Origin of the sequence: Vibrio sp. Vb1127 (assembly GCF_033338735.1) — a bacterium.
GTDB classification, from domain to species: Bacteria; Pseudomonadota; Gammaproteobacteria; order Enterobacterales; family Vibrionaceae; genus Vibrio; species Vibrio alginolyticus.
In genome coordinates this window covers 213,176-237,526 of record NZ_JAWOTF010000002.1, presented here as the reverse complement: position 1 = coordinate 237,526, position 24,351 = coordinate 213,176, and the positions used below count along the sequence as shown (strand labels likewise).

The 24,351-nt window shown below is 44.7% G+C and carries 22 protein-coding genes; 9 read left to right on the top strand and 13 right to left on the bottom strand.

Annotated features, from left to right (window positions below; genetic code table 11):
* The first annotated feature begins 116 nt into the window (after positions 1 to 116).
* The 3 genes from R7H07_RS05030 to R7H07_RS05020 are packed head-to-tail and all read left to right on the top strand — an operon-like array spanning position 117 to position 4,872.
* Positions 117 to 3,293: a response regulator gene (locus R7H07_RS05030; RefSeq protein WP_206959186.1), complete on the top strand. Its 3,177-nt coding sequence runs from the start codon at positions 117 to 119 to the stop codon at positions 3,291 to 3,293.
* Between the two features lie 9 nt (positions 3,294 to 3,302).
* Positions 3,303 to 3,779 (top strand): hypothetical protein, encoded by a 477-nt coding sequence (locus tag R7H07_RS05025; RefSeq protein WP_017633987.1) that lies wholly within the window; start codon positions 3,303 to 3,305, stop codon positions 3,777 to 3,779.
* A 1-nt stretch (position 3,780) separates the two neighbouring features.
* A complete protein-coding gene (locus tag R7H07_RS05020; RefSeq protein WP_054577886.1) occupies positions 3,781 to 4,872 on the top strand; it encodes a hypothetical protein in 1,092 nt (363 codons plus the stop codon).
* Positions 4,873 to 5,022: 150 nt separating this feature from the next.
* Here R7H07_RS05020 and R7H07_RS05015 read toward each other — a convergent pair whose 3' ends face one another.
* From R7H07_RS05015 to R7H07_RS05000, 4 genes are all read right to left on the bottom strand, one after another.
* The gene (locus R7H07_RS05015) at positions 5,023 to 5,334 is read right to left on the bottom strand and encodes a hypothetical protein (RefSeq protein WP_005377799.1); all 312 of its coding nucleotides are present in this window, start codon (positions 5,332 to 5,334) and stop codon (positions 5,023 to 5,025) included.
* Positions 5,335 to 5,537: 203 nt separating this feature from the next.
* Positions 5,538 to 5,972: a DUF962 domain-containing protein gene (locus R7H07_RS05010; RefSeq protein WP_206959185.1), complete on the bottom strand. Its 435-nt coding sequence runs from the start codon at positions 5,970 to 5,972 to the stop codon at positions 5,538 to 5,540.
* 119 nt (positions 5,973 to 6,091) lie between these two features.
* On the bottom strand, positions 6,092 to 6,445 hold the full coding sequence (locus R7H07_RS05005; protein WP_206959184.1) for an MmcQ/YjbR family DNA-binding protein: 354 nt from the start codon (positions 6,443 to 6,445) through the stop codon (positions 6,092 to 6,094).
* A 23-nt stretch (positions 6,446 to 6,468) separates the two neighbouring features.
* The gene (locus R7H07_RS05000) at positions 6,469 to 6,951 is read right to left on the bottom strand and encodes a MarR family winged helix-turn-helix transcriptional regulator (protein ID WP_053350391.1); all 483 of its coding nucleotides are present in this window, start codon (positions 6,949 to 6,951) and stop codon (positions 6,469 to 6,471) included.
* 110 nt (positions 6,952 to 7,061) lie between these two features.
* On the opposite strand from R7H07_RS05000, the gene R7H07_RS04995 reads away from it, so the two are divergent.
* Complete coding sequence (locus R7H07_RS04995; protein ID WP_017633983.1) at positions 7,062 to 7,949, top strand: DMT family transporter; 888 nt, start codon at positions 7,062 to 7,064, stop codon at positions 7,947 to 7,949.
* Positions 7,950 to 8,081: 132 nt separating this feature from the next.
* Here R7H07_RS04995 and R7H07_RS04990 read toward each other — a convergent pair whose 3' ends face one another.
* The 9 genes from R7H07_RS04990 to R7H07_RS04950 all read right to left on the bottom strand — a co-directional run bounded on the left by R7H07_RS04990 (position 8,082) and on the right by R7H07_RS04950 (position 18,828).
* On the bottom strand, positions 8,082 to 9,404 hold the full coding sequence (locus R7H07_RS04990; protein WP_206959253.1) for an EAL domain-containing protein: 1,323 nt from the start codon (positions 9,402 to 9,404) through the stop codon (positions 8,082 to 8,084).
* 519 nt (positions 9,405 to 9,923) lie between these two features.
* Positions 9,924 to 11,195 (bottom strand): 4-aminobutyrate--2-oxoglutarate transaminase, encoded by a 1,272-nt coding sequence (gabT, locus tag R7H07_RS04985; protein WP_206959183.1) that lies wholly within the window; start codon positions 11,193 to 11,195, stop codon positions 9,924 to 9,926.
* Positions 11,196 to 11,209: 14 nt separating this feature from the next.
* Entirely contained in the window at positions 11,210 to 12,637 is a 1,428-nt protein-coding gene (locus R7H07_RS04980; RefSeq protein ID WP_206959182.1) for an NAD-dependent succinate-semialdehyde dehydrogenase, read from the bottom strand.
* A 54-nt stretch (positions 12,638 to 12,691) separates the two neighbouring features.
* Complete coding sequence (gene aguA, locus R7H07_RS04975; RefSeq protein ID WP_206959181.1) at positions 12,692 to 13,774, bottom strand: agmatine deiminase; 1,083 nt, start codon at positions 13,772 to 13,774, stop codon at positions 12,692 to 12,694.
* Between the two features lie 12 nt (positions 13,775 to 13,786).
* The gene (gene aguB, locus R7H07_RS04970; protein ID WP_085569515.1) at positions 13,787 to 14,653 is read right to left on the bottom strand and encodes an N-carbamoylputrescine amidase; all 867 of its coding nucleotides are present in this window, start codon (positions 14,651 to 14,653) and stop codon (positions 13,787 to 13,789) included.
* Positions 14,654 to 14,670: 17 nt separating this feature from the next.
* Positions 14,671 to 15,948 carry an NAD(P)/FAD-dependent oxidoreductase gene (locus R7H07_RS04965; RefSeq protein WP_017633977.1) on the bottom strand — a complete coding sequence of 426 codons (1,278 nt, stop codon included), beginning with the start codon at positions 15,946 to 15,948 and terminating at the stop codon, positions 14,671 to 14,673.
* 37 nt (positions 15,949 to 15,985) lie between these two features.
* Positions 15,986 to 17,470, bottom strand: coding sequence for an aldehyde dehydrogenase (locus R7H07_RS04960; protein ID WP_206959179.1), 1,485 nt, complete (start codon positions 17,468 to 17,470; stop codon positions 15,986 to 15,988).
* A gap of 35 nt (positions 17,471 to 17,505) precedes the next feature.
* On the bottom strand, positions 17,506 to 18,063 hold the full coding sequence (gene puuR, locus R7H07_RS04955) for an HTH-type transcriptional regulator PuuR (RefSeq protein WP_005377813.1): 558 nt from the start codon (positions 18,061 to 18,063) through the stop codon (positions 17,506 to 17,508).
* An 18-nt stretch (positions 18,064 to 18,081) separates the two neighbouring features.
* Positions 18,082 to 18,828 carry a gamma-glutamyl-gamma-aminobutyrate hydrolase family protein gene (locus tag R7H07_RS04950; protein WP_169628436.1) on the bottom strand — a complete coding sequence of 249 codons (747 nt, stop codon included), beginning with the start codon at positions 18,826 to 18,828 and terminating at the stop codon, positions 18,082 to 18,084.
* Positions 18,829 to 19,168: 340 nt separating this feature from the next.
* On the opposite strand from R7H07_RS04950, the gene R7H07_RS04945 reads away from it, so the two are divergent.
* The 5 genes from R7H07_RS04945 to R7H07_RS04925 all read left to right on the top strand — a co-directional run bounded on the left by R7H07_RS04945 (position 19,169) and on the right by R7H07_RS04925 (position 24,219).
* Positions 19,169 to 20,512 carry a glutamine synthetase family protein gene (locus tag R7H07_RS04945; RefSeq protein ID WP_017820915.1) on the top strand — a complete coding sequence of 448 codons (1,344 nt, stop codon included), beginning with the start codon at positions 19,169 to 19,171 and terminating at the stop codon, positions 20,510 to 20,512.
* A gap of 18 nt (positions 20,513 to 20,530) precedes the next feature.
* Positions 20,531 to 22,006, top strand: a complete 1,476-nt coding sequence (locus R7H07_RS04940) for a Na+/H+ antiporter NhaC family protein (RefSeq protein WP_005377816.1) — start codon at positions 20,531 to 20,533, stop codon at positions 22,004 to 22,006.
* 249 nt (positions 22,007 to 22,255) lie between these two features.
* Complete coding sequence (locus tag R7H07_RS04935; protein ID WP_042522525.1) at positions 22,256 to 22,939, top strand: DUF4336 domain-containing protein; 684 nt, start codon at positions 22,256 to 22,258, stop codon at positions 22,937 to 22,939.
* Between the two features lie 415 nt (positions 22,940 to 23,354).
* The gene (locus R7H07_RS04930; RefSeq protein WP_005385757.1) at positions 23,355 to 23,822 is read left to right on the top strand and encodes an Sbal_3080 family lipoprotein; all 468 of its coding nucleotides are present in this window, start codon (positions 23,355 to 23,357) and stop codon (positions 23,820 to 23,822) included.
* Between the two features lie 64 nt (positions 23,823 to 23,886).
* Positions 23,887 to 24,219: a YnfA family protein gene (locus R7H07_RS04925; protein ID WP_005377819.1), complete on the top strand. Its 333-nt coding sequence runs from the start codon at positions 23,887 to 23,889 to the stop codon at positions 24,217 to 24,219.
* The last annotated feature ends 132 nt before the right edge of the window (positions 24,220 to 24,351 follow it).

Below are 24,351 nucleotides of genomic sequence, written 5' to 3'. Positions count from 1 at the left end.
CTCGTAATGCAATATCGGTCACACTTCCCCCACCTCATTAATATGAATTTTCTCTTAAAATCTAACATCTGAGATAAATAAACTACACTTTTCATATCAACTTCTTGGATATGGAAATGCGCGTGGTAGGAATCTTTTCTTGGAACAACCTGTCGGTAAAACAAAAGCTATTTGGGTTGGTTTTGCTGCCAATTTTATTGTTGCTTGTCCTCGCGGGTAAACATGTACAAAGCCTTTCTATCCAGGCTCAGGAACTACAAAAAGCACAGTTATTCTCTGTCTACATCGACCGCGTATCTTCGCTTTATCACCTACCGAATAACCCTGATGTAATAGATAAGCAACTAAAAACTCAGCAGATATCTCAATTGTTACGCGACACCGCTGCACCAATATTCGGTGAAAACGCTGAGATACTAAACCAGTTGACAAGCTTTGAGGAAGCAACCCTCTCGACGCTCTCTTCGCAAAATCAAGAAGAAAAGTTAGATGTGGCAGAGTGGCGCGCTGATACGTTCAAAGAAATCCTCATGAGCTTAGACAAAGTCTATTTTAGAAATGTGAGTTATGAAACAAACACTCACCTTTCTTCTTTGATGCAACTTGAATGGTTGATGTTTTGGTCCACTGAAGAGCATAGATTAAGCGAATATTTGATTCGATCTTCAGAGGAAAATAACGAGTATGACCTCACAACACAGGCTTCTATCCAATCTTTAATCCAGAACCAACAACTATTTCTAGAGCGTTTTGTGACGCTAAATGCCAATCAACAACAAGTAGATCTGCTCATTGAGACGTTTACGGGTGAAGTCTTTATCAAAAGCCAAGAGTTTCGTGCCTATTTATTGCAACCAGCTCAACTCAAATCATTAACCCCGGATGAGATTGATGCGGGGTTATCTGCACTCAACAAACGCTTATCGTTATTACAAAGTGTTGACGACAAAATGGAACAGCAGCTGAGTGATGATATATCAAAGACAATCAACACGACGACACAGCACCGCTTTACCTTTATCGCAATGATGAGCCTTTTAACGCTGTTGGTCGTAAGTTTAACGCTAAGATTGGTGCGAAAAGTTACTGGAAACTTGAATCTAGTCCTCAAATTTCTCAGTAACGAAAGCAATGAACAAAGTAACACTGAAAATTCACCTCTTGCTCAACTAATAAAGGGTAAAGACGAGCTGAGTAAGTTTGCTCGAGAGGTAAAAAAGCTTAGTGATGAGCGGATGTTGTCCAGACTAAAGCTCACACAAGCTAAAGAAGATGCAGAACAAGCAAAAGATGATGCAATTAAGGCGAGTAAAGCCAAAAGTAGCTTTTTGGCCAACATGTCCCACGAGATCCGCACGCCGCTAAATGGCGTTATTGGTATCTCTGAAGTCTTATCCGATACTTCCCTGACTGCCACACAACGCGATTACGTCGATACGATTGAAACCTCCTCCCAACTGCTTTTGAGTTTAATTAATGACGTTCTAGACTTCTCAAAAATTGAATCTGGGATGTTGCTCATTAGCCCACATTCAACTTGTGTTCGAGAGTCTATCTATGACATTGCTTCTATCATTTCACCGAAAGCAAAGGAAAAAGGCATCGATGTGCAAGTCAACATTAGCCGTAACACGCCTTACCACGTAATGTTGGATGACCATCGTATACGCCAAGTTGTCATGAACTTCATGTCTAACGCGGTAAAATTTACCGAACAAGGCAGTGTAGAGCTATCGGTCATCACCCGCGAAATAAAAAATGGTGAAGCGGTCATCGAGTTTTCCGTTAAAGATTCTGGGATTGGTATTGATGCCCAGCAGCAAAAGAAAATATTTGCTCCATTTGCCCAAGAGGATAACTCTACTACCCGACAATTTGGGGGAACTGGACTTGGGCTTGCCATTAGCACGCAATTAGTTGAGCTAATGGGTGGAGAAATTCAACTTGAATCCGAGAAAGGTAAAGGCAGTCGCTTCTTCTTTGAACTAACTGCTCCTGTTGTGACGCAAGAGTTTAACGCTTATCACGCTCTGAATCACAACGACATATGGATTGTATGCAGCAGTACTCAACTAGAACAAAAACTGCGTAACGAGTTAAGTTTTTTCAACATCAATATAACGCAGTCAGTAGATACCTTAAGTGCGTTGCCAACGTGGATTGATAACGAGCGCGTTATCGTTATTCATGTAGAAGCATCACCAAATGCAGCGGCGATGCATATCGATGAGATAGAAAGCCTTTGTAAACGAAACATTCGTGTCTGCCTCATCAAGCACCTTCATAGCCCACAATTCGACTTTAGAAGCAGTATCAGCGCCTTGGTCACTCAGCCACTACTAGGGCAGCGCTTAATTAAAGCACTTGAAAGTTGTGCGGCAAATTTCTCGCACGCACAACAAGAGAGCATTTCAGCGCAACATGTTAAATCTTTGCCGAAAATTTTGGTCGTTGATGACAATACGGTCAATCAAAAAATCGCGGGGCTACACGTCACAAAAGCTGGCTTCGACTTTGATGTCGCAGTAAACGGACAAGAAGCGGTTGAGAAATTTCAACAGAATCAATACAGCATAATTTTAATGGACTGCATGATGCCCGTAATGGATGGATTTGAAGCCACCCAAATAATTCGTCAAATAGAAGTAAAAGAAAAACGCGCTTTCAGAATTCCGATTATTGCTCTAACGGCAAGTGTGGTCGATGACGATATACAAAAATGCTTTGACGTTGGAATGGATGACTATGTGCCCAAACCGTTTAAAGCAGGGTTGCTTAAAGAGAAGTTAGATAAGGCAATTGGGTTACGTGTTTCCAACACGACGCCTGCTGAACCACACCAAGAGAACACTACCCCCGATAAAACTCATAAACTACCTGCGAGTTCAGAGCAACCAGAAGCAACGGTAACGCCTATTCGCTCCGAACGCATCTTGCTTGTCGAAGACAATAGAGTGAACCAGAAAGTGGCGTCTCTATTGCTATCTAAAGCAGGTTATCAATTCGAAGTCGCTGAAAACGGGCAAATTGCAGTCGAGATGTTCCAAAAAGATGGAAAGTTTGATGTTATTTTGATGGATTGCATGATGCCCATAATGGATGGGTTTGAAGCTTCTAGGCAAATTAGAGCTTATGAAGCGAGTAAAGGATTAGCTAAGACGCCCATTATCGCATTAACCGCAAGCGTCGTAGATGATGACATTCAGCGCTGCTTTGATTCAGGAATGGATGCCTACGTACCAAAGCCTGTGCGCAAAGAAAAACTGTTGTATCAAATTGAACAAGCAATGTAGGTGGATTCTATGAGTAGAAATCATTCTCGCGTTGCTTTTCCTTTGCGTTACATAAAACGCTATCTGTTTATTCTGATTGCCCTTCTTTCATTAAATTGCCAAGCTCTCGCTGCAGAGAGCTACGCCGTTTTCTCATTTAATGACGAATTCTCTCCGCTCACTGTCAATAAAGCGCGAAAGTTGTACAGAGGGAAGACGCAACTTTTACAAGGCCAGCGAATTGAACTCTCTGACTGGCCTGCGACATCAACAGAAAGAGCTGAGTTCTATCGTTATCTTCTCAACAAAAATTTAGCGCAAATGAACGCGCATTGGGCAAGCTTGTCTTTTTCAGGTAAAGCTAGACCGCCAAAAGTGATTGCACGCTCCAGCATTGATGACCTCATAGCATGGATGCAAGAGAAGCCGAATAGAATTGGTTATGCCCCAACATCGAGCGTCCCTAGTAATGCTCATGTTTTATGTGTGGTTAGCTCGGAGAATTGATATGAAAAAATATTTAACCATGTTATCGCTGAGTATCGCGACCTTTCCGAGCTCAGCCACGATTGAACTAACAGAACAACTTTCTTTAAGTGGTTTTGGCTCTACATCGTGGGCAAAATCCGATAACCCAACTACGGTACTAGTTAACCGCTTTATTGGCGATGAATCTTGTTTCGATTGCGATACCACTTTCGGCATGCAGCTCGATTATTTTCACAAGGCATTTCGGGCATCCGCACAAGTCGTAAAGCGCCCGCAAGACCATTGGAGCTCGCCTCAGCTCGAGTGGGCGTATTTGGCTTATACCTATAAAAACATAGAAATACGAGGAGGACGCTTAAGACTGCCACTGTTTTTGATGTCTGAGTACAACTATGTCGGCCACGCTTTTACCCAAGCCCGCCCACCGAATGAGGTATATGACAGCATTCTAGGTATCACGGCTTATAACGGCCTATCTGCACGCTGGATTCATGACCTCAATGAGCAAGTCGTACTTACTGCCATGCCGTTTGTCGGGTTTAAAGACAATAGTGACGTAACCATCAATGAACGTACTGAATTGGAAATTGAGTCAAACAATACTGCAGGGATGAACTTAACGCTAAGCGGAGAGAGCTATCGTTGGAATTTTTCCTACCTCCACGGCGATTATGATCAAACAACGACGCTCTCTAACATTGAGCAGTCCACTCCCGGTGGCGGAACCACAATCATTGACCGTCTAGTTGAAACAGAAAAAAACAACACGATCGATCTGTTCTCTCTAGGGTTAAGATACGAGCTCGATAACATTGTGATTATGGCAGAAGGACAGACCAGCAATCTTTCCTCATCTTGGTACGCGACAACAAGTTATAATGTAAACAAGCTGACTCCTTATATTGTTTACGGTCAGCAGTTTAATAGTCGGGATAAAAAAAGTGGAGACAGTTTCTTACTCGGATTGAGATACGACCTAGATTACAACGTTTCCCTAAACGCAGAATGGCAAAGGTTCAACGCCTACAATAATAGCTCTGGCGCGTTTTCATCAGCCCCAAAGGATGACAGTGCGAGCCTTTATACGCTAATGCTCAACTTCGTTTTTTAATGTTTCTTACAGTACCAACTTCCACAACACTGGGGGCTGTTTGTTGTATTAAGAAGGCTTTTTGCAACACGTAACTAAACGCTAAACAACTGGAAGGGATAGAATCGATCAGATAGGTAAGTGGCAATCCAAACAGAGACAAAGGTTACTCTATTTCGGTTTATTTTGATTGCCTTTTAACCGCTTTTCTTTGCGTCGCAGTGCCCGGAAAAACTTTGACTCTTCGTGGTACCAACCAAGGACACTAATTGGAAAGCCCACGAGCATCATAATAAAAACATCCGCTGGGAGTTGTTCCCAAATGTCGCTTAAAGAATGCAGCTCTCCAAAAATGAACAAACCGATGACTTTACCAAGCAGTAATGCACAACAAATCATAAAGAAGGACTTTAATATATAGTGCCATTTGCCTTTTTTACGCTCTTCTCTCCAATAGGCATATTTATATTGTCGATCGTACATTCATCCCCCCTAAAGTAAACTTGCCGTAAGTTTAAGCATCTCGATAGCGTAAAGTGCGTTGGCACCTCTTTAATCATAGTGCGTATCTAAAGTGAATGCTTGTCGTGGCAATAAGAAGGAGAGGTATTCTGTAGTAAGAGCTACATAATCTCTGAACGTTATATGTCTTGTGTCATTCGGATGATGCCTGATTTTGCTTATCGCTAGTGTTTTCTGAACACCCAAATCGGGCCGATGAGTAGAAACTGTAAATCCTCAAAAAACGACGGTTTTTTACCTTCAATCTTGTGACCGATAAATTGCAATATCCACAATACGCTAAACAAAAGCATAGAAATATGCAGAACGGGCAACATCAATACCTCTAGAGACCAAATAAGGCCAATGCACGCTAATGTGTAGCCGATCATCATCATGAATACGCTCAGAGACAAACGAAAATAGAAAACCCAAGTGGGGATCACCGCTACCCAAACCCAATTAAGTTCGAAGCCTAATAATGAAATCTGGGGAATCGACCAAATAAGTCCAACCACAGAAAGGTAAATACCTGGAACTGCGATTGTGTGAATCTTTTGGTTGATAGGGTTTTGGTGACTCTCCCCGTATTCTTTTAGCCATTCAGATAATGCTCGCATATCATTCCCCTTTTCCACCTTCTTATTCTTATATAGCCCGAGGATGAAAAAGGTGCGAATTTTTCCGTAAAGGCTACGAGCAACGAGCGACAAAACAACAGAGGCCAGTGCGTTGCCGATTACTCACCAAGCAACGCTCGTTGTGCTTTCGGCAGCTTGGCAACGACAAGAGAATAAGAGCGTTCACACAAATCTTGAATCAACCCATCCTCGACATCACCGTTAAAATAAACCGTTATCCAATGACGCTTATTTAAGTGATAACCCGGGATAATGTCCGTAAACTGCGACGTTAAGACTTCTCCATCTTCTGGTTTTACTTTTACGCTGACATACTCCCGACCGTTTCTCTCTGCAATGATGGCAAACATCTTGCCTTTGATTTTGTATACAACCGCTTCAGGCCCAAATGGGAAATCACTTTCTGCACACATGAAGGTACTTAAGTATTGTTCTAGTTCTTTGCTTTTCATATCCCCTACCTCCTTCTGCGTTCTCACTCAAATTGTGGCAATAGCAATTTTAACGCCTGGTTAACCTGCGCTTTTTCATTGCCTTCTAGACCATGCAATAACGATTGCTGAACGTCTACATGCTCCAAAATTAGCTTGTCAATTAAGGTTAAGCCTTGCTCTGTTAGTTCAACGGTGACGCTACGTCGGTCTTCTTTACTATGGGTTCTGGTAATAAACCCTTTCTTCTCAAGTTTATCTAAGCGATTGGTCATCGCACCCGAAGTGAGCATCATCGACTCTATTAACGCTGAAGGAGTAAGACAATATGGTGAACCAGCTCGACGCAGTGTCGCTAACACATCAAATTCACCCATTTTCAGATCGTACTTCTTATGTAGCTCGGCGACCCTAGATTCCATGTGTTTTGCAATTCGCATTAGTCGACCCATTATTGCCATTGGTTCAGTGTCGAGGTCTGGCTTCTCCCTAGCCCACTGCTCTACCACTCTATCAATTGCATCCATTATTTCTCTCCAAACATCATATATTTTTTATTTTAACATAAAGATACTTTACAAAAAGCCACCTTGCCGATATCGTTACATTTAATTATCTCTACATAAAGATATTTAACATGAACATTTTACTTGCGATGATTCCTGCCTTTTTTTGGGGGACGACTTACGCTGTTACTCAGTTTACTCTACCGGACTGGCCTCCCGTTTTACTTGGTGCTCTAAGGGCACTGCCTGCGGGTCTTTTGTTGCTGGCAATAAAGCCCTCGTTTCCAAAAAGAAGTGAGTGGAAAGTGCTGCTTGTTTTAGGAACCATCAACATCGCTTGCTTCTTTGGTCTCATTTTTGTCATGGCGTTGACGCTTCCTTCTGCCATCTCTGGTGTTGGTATGGTTTCGGTCCCCGTTTTTGCGATGCTGTTTGGTTGGGCGGTCTACAAACGTCAGCCTAGTGGCATTCAAGCGATAAGCGGCGCAACTTTGATTACTTTAGCTTGGTTCTTATTTGATCCTAGCTCTATTTCTCTCGAACCCGTGGGCTTACTTGCGATGATCTCCGCCATTATGTGCATCGTGATAGGAAGTAGCGTAACAAAGTCACTAGGTACAAAAATGCACTGGTGGACAGTGCTAACATGGCAGCTCATTTTGGGTGGCGTGATTATGTCTATCGCAACAAGTGTGCTGGCGATAAACAATCCAGAGCCATATGTTACGGTCGTTCAGGACGTATCCATGACGAATATTCTAGGGTTACTGTGGGTAATTATTCTGAACACTGCATTAGGGTATGGCATGTATGTATGGTTATTACAGCGGATGTCGGTCGTAGATTTTACCTTTGGTGGTATTGCAAACCCAGTCGCAGGCATTGTTTCAGGCCTACTGCTATTGGGGGAAACGTTCACTCCTCTGCAATACAGCTTAATGCTAGGAATGATCGTAATGTCATTACTACCTCAGCTCATTACGTCAATCAAAGCGAAAAGAGCAGCACTCTCCTCCTAAGTAACGCTAATTCCTAACACTCTAGAAGTAATGAGAGTGTTAGGAATCCTCAAGTGTGAGCCTACCAGCAGAAATCAGCGCTAACCTAGGAAACTGGCACCTTTAAAGCGGGATGTTATGACGTTATGGCTATTAAGCACTTGCAAGGTTAGTCAGGGGCTCTGGTTTAGCGTAAACATAACCTTGAATAAGGTAAATCGCATGCTGAGCCAGGTATTCGACTTGAGCCTGGCTCTCTACACCTTCTGCAATCACCTCACATTCCGCTTTGTTCGCTGCAGACACAATTGAGTCCAGCACTTTCAATTTTTGGTCGTCAGATCCTATTGGATCAATGAACATCTTATCCACTTTTAGACATCGGATGCCCAAGTCTTGTAGGTAAGAAAAGCCACCATATCCGGTACCAAAATCGTCAATTTTGAACTTGTAGCCTTTATTCGTTAAATACAAAATCTCTTTTTTCGCGGCCTCAGTGTCTTTTACTGGTATTCTCTCGGTCAACTCAAAATGAATTCTATTAGAGATTGGCCAATTTAACTCCGACAGCAACTTCGTTAATACACCTGACTCTAAATGGGAGGAAACAATATTGATGCTGACCCACGTATGCTCGGGCAAGTCACTTAAGTCTTGTATGATTTTACGAATAAGCTGATTGGTCATCGGGATAATCAGGCCACTTTCTTCTGCAGCACCAATAAACATATTTGGTGGCACCATTCCATCACGCCGCAACCATCGAATCAGAGCTTCGTATCCTACTGTCTTACCATCGCGACTATCGACAATCGCCTGGTAGTAAGGAATAAATTCTGCATTACTAATCCCATTTTCAATTAGACCAGTAATGGATTTTCTCAAGCTTTTACCAGATATGTATGCAAAGGCAGTCGCAAGACCAGCAAGCACACTTACAAGACCGCCCCACAAAAGTACTCTTTCCTGAGCATAATTTTTAAGTTTTTCACCGCTGTATATCTTGATGAGCATGTTGGCTTGAGACTCTCCTGAAAAGAAAAACTCTTTTGAGAGTGCGTTTTCTTCTCCTGCAATATTCGCTTTGCCACGGCTTATCGTTAAATCACCAAATATTGGTTCATCATACTTAAACTCTACAAATAGGCAGTCTTTGCAAGGCGTTTTTATTACCTCGTTAACCCAACTGTTATCAAGCACCCAGAAGACTTCAACGTGTTCATTATCATAAATGACCATCCACTCTATTTGGTCATTCTGTTGCGGCAAAATAAGTGATGCGAAAAAGTTCTCATCCATCTGAAATCGTTCACTACTAGATGGGCGAGACACTTCACTACCAACCGTGGAACACGTTTTTCCGCCTTCTGTGGTCATCGCAATAAAACGAATGTAACGGTTATAAAAACGTGGGTCGCGTAAAGTTCTTACATCACTATCACTACAAGTAAAATCTAACTGAGCAATCTGCTTCATTATTGCTCCGTCCAAATAGGCAGACCTTTGATTTAAATAATCTACGTAAGCATCTATTTTCGACGCTTTTACCGAGTTGACGTAAAAGTTGGTTATCGAATGAAAGGCCACTACAAATATGGCGATGGGAACTAAGCCGAGTAAAATGGCATACCTTGTATTCTTTGTTATCAAAGTTCGTCCTGCTAATCTGTCAAGCAACCTAAGTGGGATATGAATACTATCTCATTTTTATAGTCCAAAAAGTGAGGAATGACGCTCAATAAAATTATAGACTCAAGTGGCTTTCAGATGTCGGGATTTAGAATGTGGGCACCAAACCACATTCGAGGAGAACAAAGTAGCGACTAAGTGAAAAGTAAGAACGAGCCCAACTGTTAAGTCATCCGTAATAAAAGTGACAACTTGGATCTTGAGCAATACTTTTTAGATAGGCAGCAGATACGCTAAAAAACAAAAAGGAAACGATTGATGCCAACCGCTTCCTTTATTTGTTATTGCTATTTAAAAGTGCGTGAATTACGCCACTTCAAGAATCACTTTTTCCAACTTATCTAGGCCTTCATTTAGCACGTCAGATTCGATGGTCAGTGGAGGTAACAGACGAATCACGTTCGCTTTTACTCCACAAGAAAGCAGGATAAGGCCGTTTTCTTGCGCTTTAGAAATCACCGCTTTGGTCATCTCTTGCAGTGGTTTGCCTGATTCTGGGTCAGTAAACTCAATCGCCATCATTGCACCAGTAGTGCGGATTTCACCGATAGCAGGTACTGACTGTTGCAGCTTAGTCATTCGTGCATTGACCACTTCACCAATGCCCATCGCTTTAGTGCACAAGTTTTCTTCTTCGATGATTTTCAGCACTTCAAGACCAGCAACACAACCAAGTGGCGAGCCCGCATAAGTGCCACCTAAACCACCGGGTAGTGCAGAGTCCATCACATCCGCTTTCCCAACTACCGCTGAGATTGGGAAACCACCAGCAATGCCTTTCGCCATTGTCATTAGGTCTGGTTCAATGCCTAGGTACTCTGTTGCAAACATTTTACCGGTACGAGCAAAACCCGTTTGGATTTCATCGGCAATCAGCATGATACCGTGCTTGTCACACAGCTGACGCAAGCCTTGTGCAAACGCTTCAGGTGCTTTGTAGAAGCCGCCCTCACCTTGTACTGGCTCGAAGATGATCGCCGCAACACGTGATGGTTCAATATCACAAGCAAATAGATCGTCGATCGCTTGTAAGCTTTGCTCAACGCTGATGCCGTGAAACGCATTTGGGTAAGGCGCGTGGTAGATTTCGTTCGGGAAAGGACCAAAGCCCGCTTTGTACGGCGCAACTTTACCAGTTAACCCCATCGTCATGTTTGTGCGACCGTGAAAGCCTCCTTTAAACGCTATCACGCCGCTACGGCCTGTATGAGCGCGTGCCACTTTTACGGCATTTTCGACCGCCTCGGCACCAGTGGTTAGAAAGATCGCTTTCTTCTTAGTCTCACCTGGTACAAGTTCTGTCAGCTTTTCAGCCAGCTCTACGAATGACGCGTATGGCGTAACCATCGCACACGTGTGTGAGAAATTGTCCAGCTGAGCTTTTACCGCTTCGCTAATGCGCTTGTGAGAATGCCCGGTGTTAGTTACCGCGATACCCGCTGCAAAGTCTATGTATTTGTTGCCTTCGATATCCCATACGTAAGCGTTTTCTGCTTTCTCTACGTAAAGTGGGTACAGTGCGCCCATGCCTTGAGCGATAACTTGGCTTCTTCTTTCGTGCAGTTGTTGGTTTGTCATTGTTTTGTCCTTAATTAGTTGCCGCCAAAGCAGAGATATTTCACGTCCATATATTCATCGATACCTTGTTTTGCTCCTTCGCGTCCGATGCCAGACTGCTTAACACCGCCGAAAGGAGCCACTTCAGTAGAGATCATACCTTCGTTAATGCCGACCATGCCGTATTCGAGCGCTTCTGCGATTTTCCAAACACGGTGAATGTTTTGGCTGTAGAAGTACGACGCGAGACCGTAGATGGTGTCGTTCGCCATTTCGACTAGCTGTTCGTCGCTGTCAAAACGAATCACTGGCGCGACAGGGCCAAAGATTTCCTCGGAAACAATCTTCATGTCGTGAGTAACGTCTTTGAGAACCACTGGCTGCATAAATAGACCATCGAGCTTTTTAAGCTCTGAAACCGGCTTCGCGCCTTGCTCGATAGCACCATCAATAAGCGTCTGAATGCCTTGCTTCGCTGACTCGCTGATCACTGGACCAATGTTGACCCCCTCTTCCAATCCGTTACCAACTTTGAGCTGCTGAACCGCAGCGTCAAACTTAGCAACGAATTCGTCATACACTTTGCTGTGTACATAGAAACGGTTCGCACAAACACACGTTTGACCTGCGTTACGGAATTTCGACGCCATCGCGCCTGCCACAGCTGCATCAATATCCGCATCATCGAATACGATAAATGGCGCGTTGCCACCGAGCTCCATTGAGGTACGTTTGATGTCAGCCGCACTTTGCTGCATCAGCACGCTACCGACTTGAGTAGAGCCAGTGAAAGACAACTTACGAATCAACGGGTGTGAAGTGAAGATAGCACCGACCTGACGGGAGTTTTCCCCCAATACCACTTGCAGCACATCGCGAGGGATACCCGCTTGATAGGCAAGCTCTGCGACCGCAAACGCAGACAGCGGCGTAGATTCAGATGGTTTTACGACAAAGCTACAGCCTGCCGCTAAAGCTGGACCTGCTTTGCGCGTGATCATCGCAATTGGGAAGTTCCACGGTGTAATCGCACAGGCGACACCAATTGGCTGTTTGATGGTCACCAAACGCTTGTCAGCACTTGGGGCAGGAATCGTCTCACCGTAGGTACGTTTCGCTTCTTCAGCAAACCATTCGATAAAGCTCGCACCGTAAAGCACTTCACCTTGAGCTTCCGCTAGCGGCTTACCTTGCTCTAACGTCATCAAACGGCCAAGGTCGGCTTTGTTTTCTAACAGGAGTTGGAACCAACGATTGAGCATGCCAGCACGCATTTTTGCTGGCAGTGCCGTCCACTCTTTCTGCGCCACACTGGCACGTTCAATGCCATTTAAAATGTCGTTTTCGGTTGAGACTGGTGCGTACCCGAGGAGTTCTCCGGTCGCCGGATTAGTCACTGCAATGCCCTGTTGTGGATTCGCTACCATAAACGAAACAAGGCTTTGGTTTTGTATCTGTTGCATGGTCATTCCTTTTGACAACTCATCATCGCCGCTAAGCCAGCGGCGAGTTTATGTTTAAGCAGGGATCTGCTGCGTAATGCAGTGGATGTTCCCTCCGCCGAGTAGAACCTCTCTCGACGGTATCGCGATGATTTGGTATTCCGGCATCGCGTTTTGCAAAATATCGATCGCCATAGCGTCGGTCTCTTCGTCCAGCATCGGCAAGAACACATGCTCGTTGACGATAAGAAAGTTGGCATAAGAGGCACTTAGGCGTTCGCCAGCTTGTCGACTCATTCCTGAACTGGCGTCAATGCCATTGGCTTCACGCTCGCTGTAATGCAACGGACCCGGTAATGGCAAACGGACAATTTCAATCTCGCGCCCTCTCGCATCGTGCTGAGATTTCAGTACTTGTTCCGCTTGACGAGATAACGCGTATTGCGGATCGCTTGGGTCATCGGTCCAACTTAGTACCACTTTACCCGGTGCGATAACGTGCATCAGGTTGTCGATATGGCCGTCTGTTTCGTCATTGAATAAACCATTTGGCAACCAAATGACTTTTTCGATACCGAGGTACGCCTTTAACTGCTCTTCGATTTGCGCTTTGCTCAACTGAGGATTACGTCCTGGGCTGAGTAAGCACTCCTCTGTGGTGTAAAGGGTGCCTTCACCATCGGTGTGAATCGCCCCACCTTCAAGTACAAACGGTGTGCGGTAATAATCAATACCGATGATGTCGCACACCGAGCCAGCGACAAGATCGTCCTGCTGCCAGTTATCGTAAAGCCCGTTGTATTCGCCGCCCCACGCGTTAAATTGCCAACTAATCCCACGGCGCTCACCCGCCTGATTAACAAGCACGGTCGGCCCAATATCGCGCATCCACGCATCGTTAAATGGGATTTCCACCAAACGTACGTCTGAATGGAGCATTTGACGCGCTCGGTCAAAGTTGTGCGAGCATACCGCCACGCACACCTTGGTCACTTCCGCGATTAAGTTCGCGATTCTGGCGAAAGTCTCTTGCGCGGGTAATGCGTCATCACGCCAGTTGTCTTTCCTTTCTGGCCACGCTAGCCAAACTTCACTAACCGGCTGAAACTCAGCCGGAAAATAGAAGCCATCTTGCGCTGGTGTTGTCGATAACTTCATACTAACGCCTCTTTAAACAGCTAGCTTACCAACGCTGGTGTAAAGGTCTGGACGACGGTCGCGGAACAAGCCCCACGCATGACGCGCTTTCGCTATCGCAGCGAGATCGATTTCTGCGTAAATGATGGTTTCACCTTCACGTGGTGCTTCGGCAATTTTTGCACCAGTGTGGTCAGTGATAAAAGAAGAGCCGTAGAACGTCGTCTCGATACCATCATCGACTTCAGTGCCCACTCGGTTTGACGCAATCACTGGAACGAGGTTTGCTGCCGAGTGACCTTGCATTGTACGTTGCCAGTGGTCACGTGAATCCAGTGTCGGATCTTGAGGCTCAGAACCGATTGCAGTTGGGTAAAAAATCGCTTCCGCGCCGTGCAGAGCCAAGCTGCGTGCAAGCTCTGGAAACCATTGGTCCCAGCAAATGCCAGCACCGAACTTACCGAACTTGGTTTGCCACACTTTGAAACCGGTATCGCCAGGGCTAAAGTAGTACTTCTCGCTGTAGCCCGGGCCGTCAGGAATGTGTGACTTGCGGTAGTTATCTAGTACCGTGCCATCGGCATCTATCATTACTAGCGAGTTAAAAAACGTATTGCCCGCTTTTTCAAAGTAGCTGACAGGAATCACCACGCCGAGCTCTTTAGCCAACGCACTCATCTCTTTAATAAGACGACAATTCTCCGTTTCTTCTGCAAGCTCGAAATACTTCGCTTCTTGTTTTTTGCAGAAGTAAGGTGCGGCGAACAGCTCTTGAGGAAGAATCACGTTCGCACCGTTTTGTGCTGCTTCACGAATCGCATTTTTTGCTTTGGCTAAGTTATCTTCCAGATCCCAGCTTTTCGTCAGTTGAAGGGCTGCAAATTTCACTACTTTGCTCATTGGATATTCCTTATCTCTTAAATCGCCAGTTTGTCACGTAGGTTGTAGTAAGCCGCGCCCATTGCCGTAAACGGAATTTGGAAGTGGCGGCCACCCGGGAAGGAGTAATGTTTCAGAGCGGCAAACGCGTCAAAGCGTTCTGCGTGTCCAGTCAAGGTTTCAGCCAGCAACTTGCCTGCTAGGTGAGTACACGTTACACCGTGACCGCTGTAGCCTTGTAGGTAGTAAATGTTGTCTGCAAACGAGCCAAATTGCGGCATGCGTGAGTAAGTCAGCAAGAAGTTACCCGTCCAGGTGTAATCAATCTTGATGCCTTTCAATTGTGGGAAGACTTTCTCCATCTTCGGACGAATCAATGCTTCAATGTTTTCTGGGTCACGTGCGCCGTAAACCACGCCACCTCCGAACAACAAACGCTTGTCGGCGGTTAAGCGGAAGTAGTCAAGCAAGTAGTTACAGTCCTCAACGCAGTAGTCACTGGTCAGCACTTGTTTTAGCTGCTCATCACTCAAAGGCTGAGTCGCCACCACTTGTGTGCCACACGGAATCGCTTTGTTGCTGATGTTTGGTGCCAAACCACCAAGGTAGGCGTTACCTGCCAGTACCACGTACTTGCTCTTCACGCTGCCTTGCGCTGTTTTCACTACTGGGTTAATCCCTTTGTCAATCGATACGACCGCCGACTGTTCGAAGATTTGGCCACCCAGAGAAATAAACGCAGCGGCTTCACCTAACGCGAGTTTAAGCGGGTGAATGTGACCACCGCGCATATCCAACAAGCCGCCAGTGTATACTTTAGTGCCTACCGCTTGTTCTACCTCTCCTGCGTCAAGCAGAGTCAGTTGGTCGTTGCCGTAACGCTCCCAGTTCTTCTTATGTTCTTCTAGCCCTTTGAGTTGTTTACTGTTCAGTGCCGTGAACAAGCCGCCTTGCTTGTAATCACAGTTGATGTCGTATTTGTCGATCAGGCCACGGATGATATCGCCGCCTTCAAAAATCATATCGCACAGAGCTTTAGCTTGGTTTTGGTCGTAACGGCTTTCAATCACGTCAACATCTCGGCTGTAGCTGTTAACGATTTGACCACCGTTACGACCAGTTGCTCCAAAGCCCACTTTTGCGCTTTCTAGCACAACGACTTTAAAACCTTTTTCTGCAAGGTGTAGTGCAGAAGAAAGACCAGAAAATCCCGCACCGACTACACACACATCGCACTCGATGTCGTTTTGCAACTGTGGGTATTCCGGCATGTTTGGCACAGAGTGCGCGTAGAACGAATCCGTATGCTTGTTCATAGAACTATTCCTTTATTTATCGTAATCGTCAGCAGGCTTAAGGATGGAGGCGAATCCAAGTGGTTTTGGTTTCGGTGAATTTTTCAATCGCGTGGAGAGACTTGTCTCGACCATTTCCGCTCATTTTGAATCCTCCAAATGGGACCGTCATATCACCTTCGTTGTAGTTGTTGACCCAAACCGAGCCGGCTTGCAGTCGTTTTGCTACGCGATGAACGCGGTTGATATTGCTGCTCCAAAGTGCAGCACCTAAGCCGTACTTCGAATCGTTAGCGATCTCAATTGCTTGCGCTTCGTCTTTGAATGGAATGACACACAGCACCGGACCAAAAATTTCCTCCTGAGCGACACGCATTTTGTTGTCGACGTTGTCTAAAATGGTTGGGGAAACAAATGCACCTTGCCCATCGACATCGCCGCCACAACGTACGTTTGCACCTTCTGATTCACCTAACGAGATGTATTCCAACACTTTTGATTTATGATCTTGATCGATAAGCGCTCCCATGGATGAACTTGGGTCCATTGGGTCTTTTGGCGTGAACGCTTTCGACGCTTGAATAACTTTTTCTAAGAACTGATCTTTGATGCTTTCGTGAACAAGCAGGCGGGTTGCCGCGACGCACACCTCACCTTGGTTGTAGAAACACCCTGCGGCGGTTTCTGCTGCTGCGCGGTCTAAATCATCACAATCTTCAAACACGATGTTCGCGTTCTTGCCGCCCGCTTCTGCAAACACGCGCTTTAGGTTGCTCTCACCCGATCTGACCATCAGTTGGCCTGCAATGCGCGTCGAGCCTGTGAAGGCGATGCAGTCTACGTCTTGGTGTTTCGCCAGCGCGTCGCCAGCTTCATGACCAAAACCCGTAATGACTTGGAAAACGCCTGTTGGTAAGCCCGCTTGAGAAGCAAGTTGACCTAGAAATATCGCGGTGAGAGAAGATTTTTCTGACGGTTTTAGAATCACGCTGTTACCAGCGGCTAAAGCAGGACCAAGCTTCCAGCACGCAAGCCAAAGGGGGAAGTTCCACGGTACAACCGCAGCAACCACACCAATTGGTTGATGAGAAATAAAAGCGTGTACATCTTTTTCGGTTGGGGCAACTTCGCCGTATACTTTGTCGATTGCTTCTGCGTACCAGCGTAATGCACTCGCCGCGCCAGGAATATCGGTAGAGAAGCTGTGAGAGATAGGCTTACCGGTATCAAGCGTTTCTAGCAGAGCCAATTCTTCTTGGTGTTGAACAATCAAGTCAGCAAACTGTTTAAGCACTGCTTTGCGATGAGCTGGGCTGCTCTCGCTCCACTGACCGGATTGAAATGCTTGGCGAGCGTATGAAACCGCGAGATCAACATCTTCATTTTGGCAACGGGCGATTTCGGTGAATATCTCATCTGTTGCTGGGTTAACTACCGGGATGGTTTGCCCTGTTAAAGCGGCACTGTATTCACCGTTAATGTACGCCCTGTTTTCGATGTTTAGATTGTTTTTTAGTTCAATCCATTGCTCTTGGGTTTTCATACGCTCTCCTTGTGATCACACAAGGCAAGCCCCCACTAAAATGTGGTTGGCGTATGCGCACTTATCATTCGACAAGCCTTGTCTGTGTGATTTGTAAATCGATGGGGCTTCGTCGTATCAATAATGTACGACTCGCCCGCTGTTATGACATGAGATTGCCCTTTATATTCCAGAGTGATTTCACCCTCTAATACGGTGCCAATCTCTTCGCCTTCGTGTTTGATTTCTGCCGCACCAGTGGTTCCATAAGGTGCGTATTCCTCGATCAAGAATCCGATGACTTGATCTTTGTCGCCATTCGTTACCAGTTTCATGGACACCGTCTCGCTCCCGATTTCCACAAGATCTGACGGCTTGATGACTACTTTCACTTCATCGTTCGAAGGTTGTTCAAAAGTGAAAAACTCTGATAACGATAAAGAAAATACATTAACGATTTTTTGTAGTGAGCTGACCGACGGGCTCACTTTGCCATTTTCAATGGATGAGATTGCACTGTGGGTAATACCAGCGCGCTCGGCTAGTTCCCTTTGTGACAATCCATGTTTTTTTCGTAACTGAACAATATTTTTACCAATCTCTTGATTGTCCATTCATACAGCTCCAAACGTTTAACGAGAGGTAGCCATCATAAATTCATTGAACAAAATTTGAGAGAAATGATTGGTTTTTGCTTCCCATTCTGGGTGCCACTGCACGCCAACGAAAAATTTTTGATTAGGAAGACTAAATGCTTCTACCAAGCCATCCGGGGCTTTAGCTTCTACTTGTAATAGAGGAGCAAGCTGATCGACGCCTTGGTTGTGTAGTGTGTTCACTTCAAAGAAGGTGGTATTTTCCCAATGATTTTGCACCAGCCATTGTTCAAATAAGCTCTGCTTTTGAACTAGCACAGCGTGTGCTGGCGCGTATTTTTGTTCGAAATCTTCAACAGGCGCTTCACGATGGTCATTGAAGCCGGAGTCATGAACGGCTGGGTTTAACGAGCCACCGAGTGCTACATTCATCTCTTGAAAGCCGCGGCAAATACCAAGGCACGGAATGTTTTGGTCAACCGCATGACGAATTAACGTGAATGAGAGTTCATCACGAGCTTCATCTTTGTAGCTCTCTTCGTGCGTTGCATTGTATCGATGTGGCGCAACGTTAGAGTGGCTGCCAGGAAAAAGAAAACCATCACATATGTCTAGGATGGTGGTTACGTCATTGCCCGACATGTCGGGAGCCAACATAATCGGTAGCCCTCCAAAATCCTTTATGGCGCGAAGGTAAAAGTCGTTGACCGCTTGTATCTGATAGCCACCCAACTCTTTAGCGCAGCTAACCACACCAATGATGGGTTTGTGTGTATCTGCCATGATATGTCCATGTTCAATTTATTTAACACAAACCCTACAAACCATGTACAAAATTATCAACACAGATGACCATTATTATCGTCACAACGTGATCTGACGCACTTTTTAGGCTTCAAAACTGAATATTTATGCTCATTATATTGAACAAAACAAAACCAACTGTTACAAAATAGTTAACAGAAAGACATAAGAACCAGCCGTTAAACATCAAAAACACAGTGTAAGTGCATGTTTAAATTAAAAATAACCTAAAAAACAAACAACTCGCTCAGAGTACTGTAATTTATTTGTTAATTTGGTTATTTCTAATTTCTACTCGTCAGGCTATTTGGAGAAGAAAATGGAATCGTATCTACAGGAAGTACAAAATTTTAAACAAAAATGGCCCGATATTGAATTTATCGATCTCATCTTTACCGATATAAATGCCACCCCAAGAGGAAAACGCATCCCGATAGATGCTCTAGAAAAACTGAATAAAGGTGTTGCCCTCCCCCTTTCGACCATCACCCTAGATACCAAAGGTAACGTCGTTGAAACAGCCGGGTTGGGAGAAGATCTCGGAGAACCAGATAACCTCTGCTATCCAATCAGCGGCACCTTAATGCCGACGGCAAAAGAACAAGTTGGTCAGCTACTGCTTAGTATGATGGATGAAACCGGGCAGCACCCTAACCCACTGTTCATCCGAAACATTCTCGCTTCTATATTGCAAACACTGCATGCTAAAGACCAATATCCTTGTGTCGCGCTCGAGCTGGAGTTCTATTTAATAGACAAAACCCGCGGCGAAAATGGCGAACCATTAACGGCAATTAACCCCACGAAAAAAACTCGAGAAAAAGATACCGAGGTTTACGACCTTGATGGACTAGATGACTACGCTGATTTCTTGGCCGACCTTAATCGAATTGCATTAGAACAAGGTTTAAACACTTCCGGAGCCCTATCTGAATCGGCACCAGGGCAGTTCGAAATCAACTTCAACCATTCTAAAGATGTACTTCGAGCATGTGATGAAATCATCATCGCAAAACGCTTGATTCGCCAGGTCGCTCATCAGCACGGATTTGACGCCACATTTATGGCGAAACCTTTTAGTGAGCAAGCGGGTAATGGCATGCACATTCACCTCAGCTTGGTTGATACAGATGGTAACAACCACTTTAGCCAACCAGACGGTCAAGCGAGCGCCTTCTTCTATCAAACCATGGCAGCGATGCTGTCACAAACATCCGATGCCATGGCCCTAATCTGTCCTAACGTTAACTCTTACCGTCGCTTTGTTCCTGGCGCTTACGTCCCAACCAAAGCCGATTGGGGAGAAAACCACCGCGGTGTTGCGTTGCGTGTGCCTATCAGCGATAGCAAAAATCGCCGTATAGAGCATCGTATAGCAGGCGCTGACGTTAACCCATACATTCTCGCTGCAGTAGTACTTTCCGCAGTATTAGCGAGTGAAAGCTACACCAAAGATCAATGTCCACCGACTCTCAGTGATGATGCAATTGAGTTACCTCTGCGTATGTCAGAAGCTCTAGAGCGACTGGAGCACAGTGAGCTAGCTCAATACATCTCAAGAGATTTTATCGATTTGTATCTAGCTTGCAAACAGAGTGAACTCGCAGAATTTGAGCGAGCGATTACTCCATTGGAAATCGACTGGATGTTGCACTCGGCATAAACAAAGGAAATGAACTTTATGACTACGCAGACCAAGGCGCTGGATGCGCCTCTTAAAATCAACTCTCAACACATTATTGTTTCTTTAATCTCGGTTGCGACGTTTGTCTTTTTTACCACAATCGGTTTGAACCATGAGGAAGGCGAAGCCTACGGATGGATGAGTCTTTTACCAACGGCGTTGGTATTGGTCTTTGCGCTGACAACACACCGAACTGTGGAAGCCCTCTTTAGCGGCGCTATTGCCGGTGTTCTTCTGCTTAACCCAACTGAAGCGGTGGAACAGATTGTTGATATTTCCATGAGTGTAATGATGGATGAAACTATTGCTTGGATCATCCTCGTTTGTGGTTTGATGGGCGGCCTAATTGCTATTTTGGAGAAAGGCGGCAGTATCTTAAGCTTCTCCGACATGCTGGTCACGAAAGTAAAAAGCCGTAAGCAATCGATGCTGATGACCTTTGCTTTAGGTATTCTGATCTTTATCGACGATTATTTGAATGCGATTGCAATTTCTTCCTCAATGAAAAAAGTTACGGACGGCTACCAAATCTCGCGTGAAAAGCTCTCATATCTTGTGGATTCAACCGCCGCGCCTATCTGTATCCTCGTACCGATTTCCACTTGGGCAATTTTCTTCAGTTCGTTGCTAGAAGCAAACGGAGTAGCAGAAGCGGGAGATGGTATCAAAGCATACATTGAAGCTATTCCATACATGGCTTACGGCTGGGTAACGCTGGTGATTGTTTTGCTGGTTGCAATGGAAAAGATCCCAGATCTAGGTGCGATGAAAAAGGCAGAAAAGCGTGCGAAGAATGGTCAAGTTCGTCCAGACGGTGCAACAGATGTCGACTTTGGTCCCGATGTATCTGCACATACCAACCCAACCATGGGCCTTGTCAACTTCTTGTTACCAATGATCGTACTTGTTGCCGCAAGTTGGTATTTTGGTATCGATCTACTTGCTGGTGTTTTCGTCGCGTTAATCTTTACTATTAGCTTTTACGGCGCACAAAAACTGATCTCGATGAACGACATGTTCGAAGCTGTTTATGATGGCATTAAAGTTATGCTACTGCCGCTTGCGACCGTTATTGGTGGTTTCATGTTGAAATCGGTCAACGACTCATTGGGCGTCACGCAGTATGTCATTGAGACCGTCAGCCCTTACCTGTCAGCGTCTTACTTCCCTGCGATTATCTTTATGATTACGGGCGCGTTGGTATTTGCAACGGCATCGTCTTGGGGAACGTTTGCAGTAGCGATGCCAATTGTTCTACCTTTGGGCGAACAGCTTGGTGTGCCTCTACACTTAACCGTTGCAGCGCTGCTTTCAGCATCAGCGGCAGGGAGCCACTCTTGTTTCTTTAGTGACTCAACCGTGTTATCTGCACAAGGTTCAGGCTGTACAGCAATGCAACACGCAACCACACAGTTTCCTTATGCGTTGATTGGTATTGTTGCAACCGCGATTTTCTTCTTCATCATCGGTTAGCCCCTTTATCTAATTGCAAAACCCTGCTCAAAAATAGCGGGGTTTTGTTCTATCAAGTCAAATGATCCTCTTAAAACTACTTTACGCGCGTTCAGTATAAAAATACTCAAAGATGTACAGCTGCACTCAATAAGGGTTTGGTAAACCTAATATTTTTGGTTTACGCTTAGCGAAGCGTTTATTGTGCAACAAGGCAGCTTTTGAGTAACTTAAATGCCGCCTTAATACAGTGTTAACGGTTGGAGAGACATGAAAAAGTTAGCCCATGAGATATGGATATTTGACGGAGATCCCGTCCAATTCTTAGGACTCCCATACACCACTCGTATGACTATTGTTAGGCTTTCTGATGGCGGCCTTTGGATTCATAGTCCAATTAAGTTATCAAATTCGATTAGAGAGCAAATCAACAATCTAGGCCAAGTGAAATACTTAATCGCTCCTAATCATTTACACCACTTGTTCTTATCTGAATGGGTATCTGCCTATCCTAGCGCAGAAGTTTATGGCACAAATGAAGTCATTAAGAAGTGCCGTGATATACACTTTCACGCTTCACTTAACCAAGGCGGTAATGCTTGGAACTCTGAGATTGAACAAGAACTATTTTCTGGCTCTCCATTAATGGAAGAGTGTGTGTTTTATCATCGACTTTCAAAGACCTTAATTGTTACTGACCTCGTCGAGAATTTTTCTGGCCAGAACTTTAACTACTGGCAGCGGTTTGTGGCTAAAGGGGCCGGTATTCTTGCTCCGAATGGAAAAATGCCTTTGGATTGGCGCCTAAGTTTTATGTTTAGCAAACAAGAGGCTCGAAAACACTTAAATAAATTGCTGTCTTGGAAACCTAATATATTGGTTATGGCTCACGGCGAAATCGTCCTTGATAATGCAGACGAGTTCTTACAGCGCTCTTTTAAGTGGCTAGTATGAGACTGCATTGAAAACTCACACAACAGAATAGACAAGAAGCTATTTTAAAACATTAGGCCCTTTTAGCTTAGTCTTAGGGGGGAATTTACAGAACTACACGTTATGTTTAACGATAAGATCCCCTGTTCCTCTTAATTGAGCATTATGCAGCAATTTAAAATTCCGTTAGAATTGCACTTCAAAAACTTCAATGCGAAGAATTCTGGACATTGGTACGGACATAAGTTCAAGAGTTAACATAACGCTATAGCAATCTCTTACTAATAATTTGCTTCGAGACATTGGCATACTCCCGAAACAAACCCTTCTACTCTAAAGGTTTTGTTAATAACAGTTGCCATGCTTGTTAGTTATTCTCGTTGAACTCAGTATCTTGAAGTTGTTTGAATATATAAATTTAAAAAAGAGACATAAGATGCACAAAAAACTCATCATTCTAAGCTTGCCTATTCTATTAGCCGCATGTGCGGCACCAAAGTATACGGTAGAAACAATCTCGAAAGAAAATCAGAGCAAGGAAATCACCATCGTAAAAGACAACGCCACGCGAGATGTTTTCTTAGATTCGATGCAAGACTGGTGTTTGGATACCGCCCATAAATGCACAGTCGTAAGCGACGGCACGCCTCCTGTTAGCTCTGAGCTAACACTTACTTACGTATCACGCTGGAGCTGGGATTTTAGAACATTTATCGCTGATGCTCAGATCAAAGCCTACAAAAATAACGAAAAAGTAGGACAAGTTGAATTTAAAGCACCAAACAGCGCGAATCCAGATAAATGGGGTAAAGACAACAAACGAATCATTTCGATGATGGATTTGTTATTCGGTAAACAAACCGTGAGTGAGGCTCAATCCAAGATTAAGCTGGGCGAAATGTAATGAGTCGAACAATTGCCCATTTAACAAGCATCATATATTTGTAGAGAAAGATAGGAATGTTTAAGTGACTGAAGTCAAAACCATTGGGCTTTTCTTTATAACCGCCATTGCAGAAATATTAGGCTGCTACTTACCTTATCTCTGGTTAAAGGAAGATAAGTCAGTTTGGCTTTTGGTACCAGCAGCGCTATGCCTTGCTATGTTTGCTTGGCTTCTATCTTTACATCCTACCGCAACTGGCAGAGTTTATGCCGCTTACGGTGGTGTCTATATTTTTGTCGCAATTCTATGGTTGTGGTGTATCGACGGCGTTCGACCAACGCTCTGGGACATAGTGGGGGTTTCTGTCGCTATGCTTGGCATGTCAATCATCATGTTTTCACCCAGAGCATCCTAAACGTAACCGAGGGAAACCCTTACGCTTAGTATTTTGGCTATGTGCTAGATTTATTGATTAATAACATTATGACGTAATTGCTACATAGCCAAAGTATGCTTGGGCTTCACCCCAAAACAGCGCTATTTATAG